This is a genomic window from Gryllotalpicola sp. CP2-P1 (assembly GCF_057512245.1).
In genome coordinates, this window is sequence record NZ_JBLRDT010000075.1 from 1 (window position 1) to 12317 (window position 12317).

Annotated in this window: 11 protein-coding genes; 6 read left to right on the top strand and 5 right to left on the bottom strand. The window is 68.9% G+C overall.

The features are described 5' to 3' along the window. Positions 1-9: 9 nt before the first annotated feature. The 5 genes from ruvB (at position 10) to ACM2XV_RS07845 (ending at position 6659) form a co-directional block, all read left to right on the top strand. Positions 10-1050, top strand: a complete 1041-nt coding sequence (ruvB, locus tag ACM2XV_RS07825; RefSeq protein WP_344777776.1) for a Holliday junction branch migration DNA helicase RuvB — start codon at positions 10-12, stop codon at positions 1048-1050. Positions 1051-1127: 77 nt separating this feature from the next. After that, positions 1128-1556 carry a preprotein translocase subunit YajC gene (gene yajC / locus ACM2XV_RS07830; RefSeq protein ID WP_487026531.1) on the top strand — a complete coding sequence of 143 codons (429 nt, stop codon included), beginning with the start codon at positions 1128-1130 and terminating at the stop codon, positions 1554-1556. A gap of 66 nt (positions 1557-1622) precedes the next feature. Next, positions 1623-3368: a protein translocase subunit SecD gene (gene secD / locus ACM2XV_RS07835; protein WP_344777780.1), complete on the top strand. Its 1746-nt coding sequence runs from the start codon at positions 1623-1625 to the stop codon at positions 3366-3368. Further along, positions 3368-4381, top strand: coding sequence for a protein translocase subunit SecF (secF, locus tag ACM2XV_RS07840; RefSeq protein ID WP_487026532.1), 1014 nt, complete (start codon positions 3368-3370; stop codon positions 4379-4381). The genes secD and secF overlap by 1 nt, the downstream gene beginning before the upstream one ends. Before the next feature lie 22 nt (positions 4382-4403). After that, positions 4404-6659 carry a RelA/SpoT family protein gene (locus ACM2XV_RS07845; protein ID WP_344777784.1) on the top strand — a complete coding sequence of 752 codons (2256 nt, stop codon included), beginning with the start codon at positions 4404-4406 and terminating at the stop codon, positions 6657-6659. Here ACM2XV_RS07845 and ACM2XV_RS07850 read toward each other — a convergent pair. The 3 genes from ACM2XV_RS07850 to ACM2XV_RS07860 form a co-directional block, all read right to left on the bottom strand. Further along, positions 6646-7191, bottom strand: coding sequence for a type IV toxin-antitoxin system AbiEi family antitoxin (locus tag ACM2XV_RS07850; RefSeq protein WP_487026533.1), 546 nt, complete (start codon positions 7189-7191; stop codon positions 6646-6648). The two genes, ACM2XV_RS07845 and ACM2XV_RS07850, sit on opposite strands and share 14 nt — an antisense overlap. Positions 7192-7266: 75 nt before the next feature. Continuing rightward, complete coding sequence (locus ACM2XV_RS07855; RefSeq protein WP_344777788.1) at positions 7267-8496, bottom strand: DUF349 domain-containing protein; 1230 nt, start codon at positions 8494-8496, stop codon at positions 7267-7269. A 92-nt stretch (positions 8497-8588) separates the two neighbouring features. Further along, positions 8589-9431, bottom strand: coding sequence for a peptidylprolyl isomerase (locus tag ACM2XV_RS07860; RefSeq protein WP_487026534.1), 843 nt, complete (start codon positions 9429-9431; stop codon positions 8589-8591). Between the two features lie 206 nt (positions 9432-9637). Between ACM2XV_RS07860 and ACM2XV_RS07865 the strand changes: the two genes are divergently transcribed. Further along, positions 9638-10960, top strand: a complete 1323-nt coding sequence (locus ACM2XV_RS07865) for a replication-associated recombination protein A (protein WP_487026535.1) — start codon at positions 9638-9640, stop codon at positions 10958-10960. A 6-nt stretch (positions 10961-10966) separates the two neighbouring features. On the opposite strand, the gene gap is transcribed toward ACM2XV_RS07865, so the two are convergent. Together gap and ACM2XV_RS07875 are read right to left on the bottom strand one after the other, a co-directional pair. Next, positions 10967-11965, bottom strand: a complete 999-nt coding sequence (gene gap, locus ACM2XV_RS07870; protein ID WP_487026536.1) for a type I glyceraldehyde-3-phosphate dehydrogenase — start codon at positions 11963-11965, stop codon at positions 10967-10969. A gap of 96 nt (positions 11966-12061) precedes the next feature. Further along, on the bottom strand, positions 12062-12317 hold a 256-nt coding region (locus ACM2XV_RS07875; protein ID WP_487026537.1), incomplete at its 5' end, for a helix-turn-helix domain-containing protein.

A 12317-nucleotide genomic window follows, 5' to 3' on the forward strand; every position in this document is an offset into this window, starting at 1 on the left:
AGCCGGCCGATGAGCGACGACCTCACGACGCCCCAGGCGCAGAACGAGGCCGAGCTGGCGTTCGAGGGCGCACTGCGCCCCAAGTCCCTCGGTGAGTTCGTCGGCCAGTCGAAGGTGCGCGGGCAGCTGCAGCTGCTGCTCACGGCCGCCCGTATCCAGGAGCGCACGGCCGACCACATCCTGCTCGCGGGGCCGCCCGGGCTCGGCAAGACCACGCTGGCCATGATCGTCGCCGCCGAGAGTGACCGGCCGCTGCGCATGTCGAGCGGGCCCGCCATCCAGCACGCGGGCGATCTCGCCGCCGTGCTGTCCTCGCTCGTGCCGGGCGAGGTGCTCTTCATCGACGAGATCCACCGCATGGCGCGCTCGGCCGAAGAGATGCTGTACCTCGCGATGGAGGACTTCCGCATCGACATCATGGTCGGCAAGGGCGCCGGCGCGACCAGCATCCCGCTCGACCTCGCGCCATTCACGCTCGTGGGCGCGACCACGCGCTCCGGCCTGCTGCCGAACCCGCTGCGCGACCGCTTCGGGTTCACAGCGCACCTCGAGTTCTACTCCGACGACGAGCTCGAGAAGGTGCTCGACCGCGCCGCCGGCATGCTCGACCTCGACATCGACCGCGAAGCCCTCGCCGAGATCGCCGGGCGCAGCCGCGGCACCCCGCGCATCGCGAACCGCCTGCTGCGGCGCGTACGCGACTACGCCCTGGTGCACACCGGCCGTGCCGATCTTCCCGCGGTGCGCGCCGCGCTCGAGCTCTACGACGTCGACGAGCTCGGCCTCGACCGGCTCGACCGCGCTGTCATGCAGACGATCCTCACCCGCTTCGACGGCGGCCCGGTGGGACTCTCGACGCTCGCGGTCTCGGTGGGCGAAGAGGCCGAGACGATCGAGTCGGTGGTCGAGCCGTTCCTCGTGCGCATCGGGCTCGTGTCGCGCACTCCGCGCGGGCGCGTGGCGACGGCGCAGGCCTGGCGGCACTTCGGGCTGGAACCCAGCCGTCCGACAGGCGGCGCCCAGCAGACCCTTTTCACCGATGACCTATAATCCAACGAAGGCCTGCTCGGGCCGGCAAACACGCGCGCGGTGAGTGTTTCCCTCGCGTCGAAAGGACTTCCCCCTTCATGAGTAATCCCACTCTGCTCATCGTGATGGTCGTCATCATCGCGTTCTTCTTCTTCTGGTCGTGGCGCGGCAACCGCAAGCGCCAGCAGGCCGAGGCCGAGAAGTCGTCGCAACTCGTCAAGGGCGTCGAGGTCATGACGAATTCCGGCATCTTCGGCACCATCGAGTCGGTCGACCTCGAGAACAACAAGGTCGTGCTCGAGACGAGCCCCGGCAACTTCCTCACCATCCACCGCCAGGCGATCTCGCGCATCGAGACGCCCGTCGAGGCATCCGCCGACACCGCGTCGACCGACGCAGGGGCTGAGACGAGCGCGAGCGCGATCGACGCCGCCAACGCCGCGGCCCAGGCCGAGGCTGCGAAGGCCGCCGACCAGCAGGAGCCTGAGTTCGGTGAGCGCGTTCAGCCCACGAAGCGCGACGAGTAAGACCCGCCCGACCCCGTAGCCGCCGGGCGCTCCCCACCGCCCGCGGAAGAAAGCTGAGTACCGCCTGTGGCCAAGACGTCACCTGTTCGGCACGCCTCCCGCTCCCTGATCTGGCTGGGCGTCCTGATCGTCGCCCTCGCCGCCGCCCTCACGAGCGGCGTGCTGTGGGGAAGCGCGACTGTCGCGCCCAAGCTCGGCCTCGACCTGCAGGGCGGAACCGAGGTCATCCTGACCCCGGCGCTCGAGGGCGGCCATCAGATCACGAGCGACGAGCTCGACCAGGCGGTCTCGATCATCCGCCAGCGCGTGAACGCCTCCGGCGTTTCGGAGGCGACGGTCTCGACCCAGGGCAACACCAACATCGTCGTCGACGTCCCGGGCCGTCTCGACGACGCGACAAAGCAGCGCATCGAGGCCTCGTCGAAGATGGAGCTGCGGCCCGTGCTGCTCGCGCAGAGCCCCGCGACGACGTCGTTCACCGGCCAGGACGGGAAGTCGACCCCGTACCCCACGCCCGCACCGACCCTCGCGAACACCCCGACGGCCAAGCCGACCGATGCCTCTGACGAGAGCTGGGTCACTCCGTACCTGCAGGCCAAGTACAACGCGTTCGACTGCGCCAGCCTCAAGACCGCCACGACGAACGTCGCGCCGGCGGACGAGCCCCTCGTGACGTGCGACGACGCCGGGCAGACGAAGTACCTGCTCGGCCCGGTCGAGGTCGAGGGCAGCGACATCACGAACGCCACGGCCGGCACCATCTCGAGCCAGCAGGGCGTGAACACGGGCCAGTGGGGCGTCAACCTGACGTTCAACTCGCGCGGTGCAAAGGCCTTCGACAAGGTGAGCCAGCGCCTGAACGGCTACTACGCCGCCGCGCAGAGCGCCGGAACGAGCGACCCGCGCTCGCAGTTCGCCTTCGTGCTCGACGGGCGTGTGCTCGAGGCGCCGCAGATGCAGGGCGTGATCACCGGCAACACGTCGCAGATCACGGGCAACTTCACCCAGGAGAGCGCACAGACGCTCGCCAACCAGCTCAAGTTCGGCGCACTGCCGGTGAGCTTCAAGGTGCAGAGCTCCAACACGATCTCGGCGACGCTCGGCTCAACCCAGCTGCTCTCAGGCATGATCGCGGGCGCGATCGGCCTGTTGCTCGTGTTCATCTACACGCTCGTGCAGTACCGCACGCTCGGCTTCGTGACGATCATGTCGCTCGTCATCGCCGCGGCGCTGAGCTATCTCACGATCGCTCTGCTGTCCTGGCAGATGGGATACCGCCTCTCGCTCGCGGGAGTGGCCGGTCTGATCGTCGCGATCGGCTTCACGGCCGACTCGTTCATCGTCTACTTCGAGCGAATACGCGACGAGCTGCGCGAGGGCCGCGGGCTCGAGTCGGCCGTCGAGGCCGGCTGGAAGCGTGCCCGTCGCACGGTCTACGCGGCGAAGAGCACGAACATGCTCTCGGCTGTCGTGCTGTACATCTTCGCCGTCGGCGACGTGCAGGGCTTCGCCTTCACGCTTGGCCTCACCACGATCCTCGACGTCATCATCGTCGTGATGTTCACGCACCCGGTGATGCAGCTGTTCGCCCGCACCGAGTTCTTCGCCTCCGGCCACAAGCTCTCCGGCCTGGACCCGACCGCGCTCGGCGCCGTCTACCGTGGTGCAGGCCAGTTCCGACCCGCCACGACCGTCGGGGCCGCCAAGCTGGCCTCGAGCAGTCGCGAGGCCGCCAAGCGCCAGACCATCGCCGAGCGGAAGGCCGCCGAGCTCGCGGCCGCCGGCACCCGTCGTAACGGAAAGGACGACTGATGCCCTCGCCATTCCAGCGGTTCGGCAACGACCTCTTCACGGGCGCGCGCTCGATCCAGTTCGTTCAGCGGCGCAAGCTGTGGCTCGGCATCTCCGCCGTGCTGATGATCCTGTGCATCCTGATTCCGGTCGTGCGGGGGTTCAACTGGGGCATCGACTTCCGCGGCGGCTCGCAGTTCCAGATCGCCGACGCGCACACGACCGACCAGACCGTCGCCACGCAGGCCGTGCACAGGGTCGAGCCGGGCGCCGTCGTGCAGGTGTCGGTGGTCAACCGCACCGGCATCCGCGTCACGACCGATCAGCTCACGACCGGCCAGACCAAGCAGGTGACCAACAACCTCGCCGACGCCTACGGCGTGAGCGCCGATGAGATCACCTCGTCGTTCATCGGCCCGGCGTGGGGCCAGGACGTCTCGCGGAAGGCGCTCGAGGGCCTCGGCGTCTTCCTCGCGCTCGCCTTCATCGGCATGGCGCTGTACTTCCGCACCTGGAAGATGTCGCTGTCGGCGATCATCACCCTGTTCCATGACCTGATCTTCACCGCCGGCGTCTATGCGCTGAGCGGCTTCGAGATCACGCCGGCGACGGTGATCGGATTCCTGACGATCCTCGGCTACTCGCTGTATGACACGGTCGTCGTCTTCGACAAGGTGCGCGAGAACACCACAGAGGGAGCCGAGAAGCTCACCCGCACCTTCGGAGAGTCGGTGAACCTCGCGGTGAACCAGACCCTCGTGCGGTCGATCAACACCGCGGTCATCGCCGCGCTGCCGGTCGCCGGCATCCTGTTCATCGGCGGGTTCATCCTGAACGCGACGACCCTCGAGGACATCTCGCTCGCCCTCTTCGTCGGCATTCTGATCGGCACGTACTCGACCGTGTTCGTCGCAGCGCCGCTGTATTCGTGGCTGCGCGACGGCGAACCTGCGATCACGAAGCACACCCGACGGGTGCTGGCCGCGCGGTCGAAGGCGCCGGTCGAGGCAGAGAACGTGGCCGTCACGCGATAATGGTCGTAAGGAGGCGGTGCTGATGGTCGATACGACGACGAGCAACAATCAGACCGCCTCACTGCGCCGCCTGGTTCCCCGGCTGTTCTCCCGGTCGGTTCAGAACGGCGCGCTCGACACCCTGCTGCGCACGGTCCGCCAGCACCACCCGAGGGCCGACATCGCACTGATCGAGCGGGCGTATGCCACGGCCGAGAAGGCGCACGCGGGGCAGACCCGGCGCAGCGGCGAGCCGTACATCACGCATCCCCTCGCCGTCGCGCAGATCCTCGCGGACCTCGGCATCGGCTCGAAGACGATCGCGGCCGCGCTGCTGCACGACACCGTCGAGGACACCGACTACGGCCTCGACCAGCTCACGGCCGACTTCGGCACCGAGATCGCGATGCTCGTCGACGGGGTCACGAAGCTCGACAAGGTGAAGTACGGCGACAGCGCGCAGGCCGAGACGGTGCGGAAGATGATCATCGCGATGTCCAAAGACATCCGCGTGCTCGTCATCAAACTCGCCGACCGCCTGCACAACGCGCGCACGTGGGGCTTCATGCCGACCGCGAACGCCGAGCGGAAGGCGAAGGAGACCCTCGAGATCTACGCGCCGCTCGCGCACCGCCTCGGCATCCAGACGATCAAGTCCGAACTCGAAGACCTGAGCTTCGCCGTGCTGCAGCCGAAGCTCTACGTCGAGATCGAGAACCTCGTGAAGCAGCGCTCGCCCGAGCGCGAGCGCGTCGTGCAGCAGGTGATCGCGGCGATCGACGACGATCTGCGCTCCGCCCGCATCCGCGGGAAGGTCGTCGGCAGGCCGAAGCAGTACTACTCGATCTACCAGAAGATGGTCGTGCGCGGGCGCGAGTTCGACGAGATCTACGACCTCGTCGGCATCCGTGTGCTCGTGAACACGGTGCGCGACTGCTATGCCGTGCTCGGGCAGATCCACGCCAGGTGGACGCCGATGCCGGGGCGCTTCAAGGACTACATCGCGACACCCAAGTACAACCTTTACCAGTCGCTGCACACCACCGTCATCGGGCCGGGCGGCCGCGCTGTCGAGATCCAGATCCGCACGGAGGAGATGCATCAGCGCGCGGAGTACGGCGTCGCTGCGCACTTCAAGTACAAGGAGCGGGTCGCCGGCAAGGACGACAAGACGAACGTCGACGCCGACCTCACCTGGCTCGCACACATCACCGACTGGCAGGCCGAGACCGAGGACCCGAGCGAGTTCCTCGACTCGCTGCGCTACGAGATCGGTGCGAAAGAGGTCTACGTCTTCACACCGAAGGGCAAAGTCATCGGGCTGCCGCAGGGGGCGACCCCGGTCGACTTCGCCTACGCCGTGCACACCGAGGTCGGGCACCGCACGATGGGCGCGAAGGTCAACGGCCGACTGGTGCCGCTCGACTCGGGCCTGTCGACGGGCGACGTGGTCGAGGTGTTCACCTCGAAGAACCCCGACGCGGGCCCCAGCCAGGACTGGCTCAACTTCGTCAAGAGCCCCCGCGCACGCAGCAAGATCCGCCAGTGGTTCACCAAGGAGCGCCGCGACGAGGCGATCGAGCAGGGCAAGGACGCGATCGCGCGTGCCATGCGGAAGCAGAACATGCCGCTGACGCGCCTGATGAGCCCCGAGTCGCTCACCGAGGTGGCGAACACGCTGCACCTCGACGGGGTCGAGGCGCTGTTCGCGGCGGTCGGCGAGGGCCACGTGTCGACGCAGTCGGTGCTCGAGAAGCTCGTCGCCGGCCTGCAGGGCGAGAGCGAGACCGAGAGCCCGTCGACCGAGGTCACGCAGGCGGTGCGAGGGCGTCGGCCGCGCAGCTCGAGCGACTCGGGCGTACTGGTGCGCGGCGCGCCCGACATCCTGGTCAAGCTCGCCAAGTGCTGCACGCCGGTTCCCGGCGATGAGATCGTCGGCTTCATCACCCGAGGCGCAGGCGTCTCGGTGCACCAGGCGAGCTGTCAGAACGTGAAGAGCCTGATGGATCAGCCCGAGCGCATGATCGAGGTCGAGTGGGCCGAAGAGAACAAGGGCATCTTCCTGGTGCAGATCCAGGTCGAGGCGCTCGATCGCTCCGGGCTGCTGTCGGACATCACGCGGGTGCTCTCGGAGCACCACGTCAACATCCTGTCCGCCACGGTGTCGACCTCGCAGAACCGGCTCGCGCTCTCGCGCTACGTGTTCGAGATGGGCGACACCACGCACCTCGATCGCGTGCTCAACGCCGTGCGGCGCATCGACGCCGTCTACGACGTCTACCGCGTCAGCGCCGGCTGACGCACCACTGTCTGAGGCGGTCCACGGCCCGCAGCTTGCCCGGGGTGTGGCCGAGCTGGAGTGCGATCGTCAACGCCTCCGCAGCGGTGACGGGAGCGCGCAGCAGTTCCCGCACCGCGTCTTCGCGCTCGGGCGAGACGTCGTCGAGCAGGGCGACATCGACGGCAGTGCGCGGGCGGGACGTGACGCGGATGCCCGCGAGCTCAGTGATCTCGTCGTCGGGCACCGCGGTCTCTCGCAGGGTCACCCGCAGTGTTGACAGCAGGCGCCGCCGGGCGTCGCGGCGGACGGCACCGGTGTGGACGGCGGGCGGCCGGTCGAGGCATCCGTAAACCCACAGCGCGGTGTCGAGCTCAGCGACCATGCGCGACGTGAACACGCCCGCGAGTGCGGCGGCGCGGTTCACCGCGAGCTCGGGCTCGTCGACCGCGATGACCGCCTCGTCGAGCGCGAAGGCGTCACCGTCGAGCCGCAGCGCCGACAGCTCGGCGACGGGCAGATCGAGTCGGGTGAGCACGGGGGACAAGCGCATGGCTGCGAGTCTCACAGATACGCGAAAGGCCCGGGTCGAACCCGGGCCTTCCTGTGGACAACGTGCCGGTCGCGGCTAACGCAGCGCGTTGAGCCAGGCGCGGCGAGCGTCGATGGCCTCTTGCGCGTCGGCGATCGCCTTGGCGTCACCCGACGCCTGAGCCTCGGCGAGCTCGGCTTCGAGCCGCTCGATCGCCTCGTTGAGCTGAGCGGCCAGCCCGGCGCTGCGTGCCTGCTTCTCGGGGTTGTTGGCGCGCCAGTGCTCCTCGTCGAGCTTGCGGACAGCCGCCTCGACGCGGCGCAGCCGGTCTTCGATGGGGCGCACCTGGTCGCGGGGAACGCGACCGATCTCGTCCCACCGGCGCTGGATGTCGGTCAGCTTTGACTTCGCGACGTCGCGGTTGGTCTCGTTCAGCAGCGGCTCGGCCTCGCTGAGCAGCGCCAGCTTGGCATCGAGGTTCGCCGAGTACTCCTCGTTCTCGACCGCGATCTCCTGCGCCTTGGCGGCGTAGATCGCGTCACCGGCTGCCTTGAAGCGAGCCCAGAGCGCGTCGTCGTCACGCTTGCCGGCACGACCGGCGCGCTTCCACTCGTCGAGCAGCTCGCGGTACTGCGGAATGCCGTCGACGCCGCGCGGCACCAGCGCCTCGGCGCGCTCGATCAGGGCCGTCTTCGCGGTGCGGGCATCGCGGTGCTGGGCATCGAGTTCGGCGAAGAACGCCTTGCGGTTGCGCTCGATCACCGAGCGCGCAGCGCGGAAACGCTTCCAGAGCTCGTTGGCCTCGTTCTTCGGCAGGCGCGGGCCCTCCTTCTGGTGCTGCTGCCACCGGGCGAAGAGCTCGTCGAGCTGAGCGCTGGTGCGCTTCCACTGCGTCTTGGCCGGGTCCTCGGCGGCAAGGGCCTCGACCTCGACGACGATCTGCTCGCGCACAGCGAGTGCGTCGGCAAGCGCCGCCTTGGCCTCGGCGCTCTGCTGCTCGGTGAGCTCGGAGACGGTGCCGCCCAGCTTGTCGAGTCGTGCGGCCAGAGAGGCCAGGTCGCCCACGGCGCTCGCGCCGACCACGGTCGCCTTGAGGGTCGAGACCGACTTGGCGATGTCGGCAGCAGGTGCGCCGCGGCGCGCACGCTGCTCGAGGATCGACACCTGACCGGCGAGATCGGCGAACTTGCGCTCGTAATAGGCCAGCGCCTCTTCGGGCGTTGCGTCGGGGAACTCGCCAACGGCGCGCTCACCATCGCCTTCGCGCACGTAGACGGTGCCGTCCTCGGCCACACGGCCCCAGGGCTGCTGTTCGGAATCGGACAAGATGCTCCACCTTGCTCATGGATCGGCCCAGGGGAAGGCCGATGCTGACACTCGTTCGCCAGCCTATTGCACCCCACGCGGGGCGTGACGATCTACTTGAGCGTGAATCCGGTGATGGTGGTGGCGACCTTCGGGGCGCCGTCCTGAGAGCCGTCCGAGGTGCCCTTGGCGGTCACCGTCGAGATGAGCTTGTCGAGCCCGCTCGTGACCTGGCCGACCACGGTGTAGCCGCCCGCCGAGTCATTCGGGATGCTCGTGTCGCCGTAGACGAGGAAGAACTGGCTGCCGTTGCTGTTCGCGTTGTCGCCCTGGCGCGCCATCGCGATGACGCCCTTCTTGTACTCCGCCGAGCCGTACGGGTTGTCCGTGGTTTTGGACCCTGTCGTCACCGCCGGGGCGTTCTCGATCGGCCCGAAGCTGAAGCCGGGGCCGCCGGTGGGCCCGTCGGCGACGGTCTTCGCGCCGCCGCACTGCAGCACTTTGAAGGTCGCGCCGGTGGTCAGGCGGTGGCACACGGTTCCGGTGTAGAAGTTCGTCTTCGCAAGGCTGATGACGGCCGCGGCAGCCTGCGGCGCCGCTTTGCCGTCGATGGTGACCCCGAGCGGAATGCTCTTGTTGAGCGTGAGAGTCCCCGTCCAGTCGCGGTTCTCAGCGACGGACTTGTCGGGGGCGATGCCCGTCGCGGTCGGCGTCGGGGTGGGCGAGGCCGTCGCCGTCGACGTGGGCTTCGCCTCCGGCTTGCCGGGGCCGACGCCGAAGTACGCCAGCTGTGCCGCGATCGCGGCCGCCGCCACGACGACGATCGCGATTCCGGCGATCAGGTTGTCGCGACGGCGCCGCTTCCTGCCTGTCTCGTGAACGGTCTGCCTGGCCTGATAGGCACGCAGACGCTCGCGGGCGATGCGGGCTTCGCGGTCGTTCTTCGAGGGGGCCACCCGCGCACTTTATCGGGTGGCCTTATGAGGGTCGAAATCAATGCGGGCGATGGATGCCGGCCCCGAGCTCGCGCCGTGCCCCCGAGGCGCGTCGCCGCCTTCGGCGCCGAGATCGCGGGGCAAACGGCCAAGATGGGGGACGGGCGGCCGCTTGGCCTCCCATGCATGAACCGGCCGATGTCGGGGCAGTCTCGTAAGCTTGTTCTATGACTGATGCACGGGTGGGGCTGCGCAGCGGCGCGGTTCCGCTCGCTGTGCGCATGCGGCCGAAGAGCCTCGACGAGGTTGCCGGCCAGCGACACCTGCTCACGCCCGGCTCACCGCTCGTCGCGCTCGCGAACGACAAGACGGGCGAGCGCGGTTCTGTCTCGGTGATCCTCTGGGGTCCGCCCGGCACAGGGAAGACGACCCTCGCCCAGGTCATCGCGCACTCGTCCGGCCGCCGCTTCGTCGAGCTCTCTGCCGTGACCGCCGGCGTGAAGGACGTGCGCCAGGTGATGGACGAGGCGCTGTCGAACCGCGACCTCTACGGCATCTCGACGGTCCTCTTCCTTGACGAGATCCACCGCTTCACCAAAGCCCAGCAGGACGCGCTGCTGCCGGGCGTCGAGAACGGGTGGGTCATCCTCGTGGCCGCCACGACCGAGAATCCGTCGTTCTCCGTCATCTCGCCGCTGCTCTCGCGCTCGCTGCTGCTGACTCTCGAGACCCTCACGGAAGACGATCTGGCGACGCTCATCGATCGCGCGGTCGCCGATCCCCGCGGGCTGGGCGGCCGCTTCGAGCTCGAGGCCGAGGCGCGCACCGCGATCATTCAGCTCTCGTCGGGCGATGCCCGCCGGGCGCTGACCGCGCTCGAGGCGGCATCCATCACCGCCGACAGCGAGCAGCAGACGACGATCACGGCCGAGCAGGTCTCACGCGCGGTCGACCGGGCGCTGCTGCGCTATGACCGGCAGGGCGACGAGCACTACGACGTCATCAGCGCATTCATCAAGTCGATCCGGGGCTCAGACGCCGACGCGGCGCTGCACTATCTCGCCCGCATGATCGAGGCGGGCGAGGACCCCCGGTTCATCGCCCGCCGGCTCATCGTCTCGGCCTCTGAAGACATCGGCATGGCCGACCCGACGGCGCTCGGCGTCGCCGTCGCTGCCGCCGATGCCGTGCAATACATCGGGATGCCCGAGGGGCGCATCCCGCTCGCGCAGGCCACCGTGCACCTGGCCACCGCGCCGAAGTCGAACGCGAGCTACATGGCGCTCGACGCGGCGCTCGCCGACGTGCGGGCGGGCAAGGCCGGCCGCGTGCCCAAGCATCTCCGCGACGCGCACTACGCGGGCGCGAAGAAGCTCGGGCACGGCAAGGGCTACGTGTACCCGCACGACGCCGAGCTCGGCGTGGTCACGCAGCAGTACCTGCCCGACTCGCTGAAGAACGCCGAGTACTATCGGCCGACCGACCACGGCAACGAGCGCGACATCGCCACCCGGTGGGAGAAGCTGAAGCGCATCATCAGACGGCGCTGAACCCGCTCAGTCGCGGGCGAGCAGCTCGAGCGTGTCGACGACGCGGTTCGAGAATCCCCACTCGTTGTCGTACCAGGCGACGACCTTGACGTTGCGCCCGTCGACGCGGGTGAGGGCCGAGTCGAAGATCGAGGATGCCGGATCGCCGACGATGTCGGACGAGACCAGCGCGTCCTCCGAATACTCGAGGATGCCGGCGAGCGGCCCATCGGCCGCCGCGCGGTAGGCGGCGAGCACCTCGTCACGGGTGACCTCGCGGGCGACCGTGGTGTTGAGCTCGACGATCGAGCCGACAGGAACGGGAACGCGGATCGAGTCGCCCGAGAGCTTGCCGTCGAGCTGGGGGAGCACCAGGCCGATCGCCTTCGCCGCACCGGTCGTCGTCGGAACGATGTTGACGCCGGCGGCACGTGCCCGGCGGGCATCGCGGTGCGGGCCGTCCTGCAGATTCTGCTCCTGCGTGTAGGCGTGCACGGTGGTCATGAAGCCGTGCTCGATACCCGCGAGTTCGTCGAGCACCGCGGCCAGAGGCGCCAGGGCGTTCGTCGTGCACGACGCGTTCGAGATGATCGTGTGCGCGGCGGGGTCATATGCCGAGGTGTTCACGCCATAGGCGAGCGTGACGTCGGCGCCGTCGGAGGGGGCGCTCACGAGCACGCGCGCGGCGCCGGCCTCGAGGTGCGCACGCGCAGCGGCGGCCGAGGTGAAGCGCCCGGTCGACTCGAGCACGATGTCGACGCCGAGTTCCGCCCACGGCAGCTGCGCCGGCTCACGCTCGGCCGTGACCCGGATGCGGTGACCGTCGACCACGAGGGTGTCCCCGTCCACGGAAACGGGGCGGCCGAGGCGCCCGGCGGTGGAGTCGAACGCGAGCAGGCGGGCGAGGGCCGCGGGCTCGGTCAGGTCGTTGACGGCGACGACCTCGAGGGACGAGTCGCGCTCGAGCAGGGCGCGCAGCACGTTGCGGCCGATGCGTCCGAATCCGTTGATGGCGATGCGGGTCATGGGGTGGTTCCTTTCCGTTACGGAATCCACCCTCGAACGGCACGCGCGGCCGCGGCATAGGCGCGGACGCCAAGGTGCGCAAGAATCGCGCCAAACTCACTCGCCGCGCGCGAACGTGCGCCGGTACTCGCTCGGCGTCGTGCCGAGGATGCGCTGGAAGTGCAGCCGCAGGTTCGCGGCCGTGCCGAGCCCGACCCCGGCGGCGATCTGCTCGATGCTCTGCTCGGAACGCTCGAGCAGCTCTCGAGCGACATCGATGCGCACTCGCATGACCCACTGCATCGGCGTGTAGCCGGTGTCCTCGACGAAGCGGCGCGAGAACGTGCGTGGCGAGACCGCCGCATGCCGGGCG

Coding starts and splice junctions, on each gene's coding strand:
- ruvB (WP_344777776.1), top strand. CDS start 10: ATGAGCGACGACCTCACGACGCCCCAGGCGCAGAACGAGGCCGAGCTG.
- yajC (WP_487026531.1), top strand. CDS start 1,128: ATGAGTAATCCCACTCTGCTCATCGTGATGGTCGTCATCATCGCGTTC.
- secF (WP_487026532.1), top strand. CDS start 3,368: ATGCCCTCGCCATTCCAGCGGTTCGGCAACGACCTCTTCACGGGCGCG.
- ACM2XV_RS07845 (WP_344777784.1), top strand. CDS start 4,404: ATGGTCGATACGACGACGAGCAACAATCAGACCGCCTCACTGCGCCGC.
- ACM2XV_RS07850 (WP_487026533.1), bottom strand. CDS start 7,191: ATGCGCTTGTCCCCCGTGCTCACCCGACTCGATCTGCCCGTCGCCGAG.
- ACM2XV_RS07865 (WP_487026535.1), top strand. CDS start 9,638: ATGACTGATGCACGGGTGGGGCTGCGCAGCGGCGCGGTTCCGCTCGCT.
- gap (WP_487026536.1), bottom strand. CDS start 11,965: ATGACCCGCATCGCCATCAACGGATTCGGACGCATCGGCCGCAACGTG.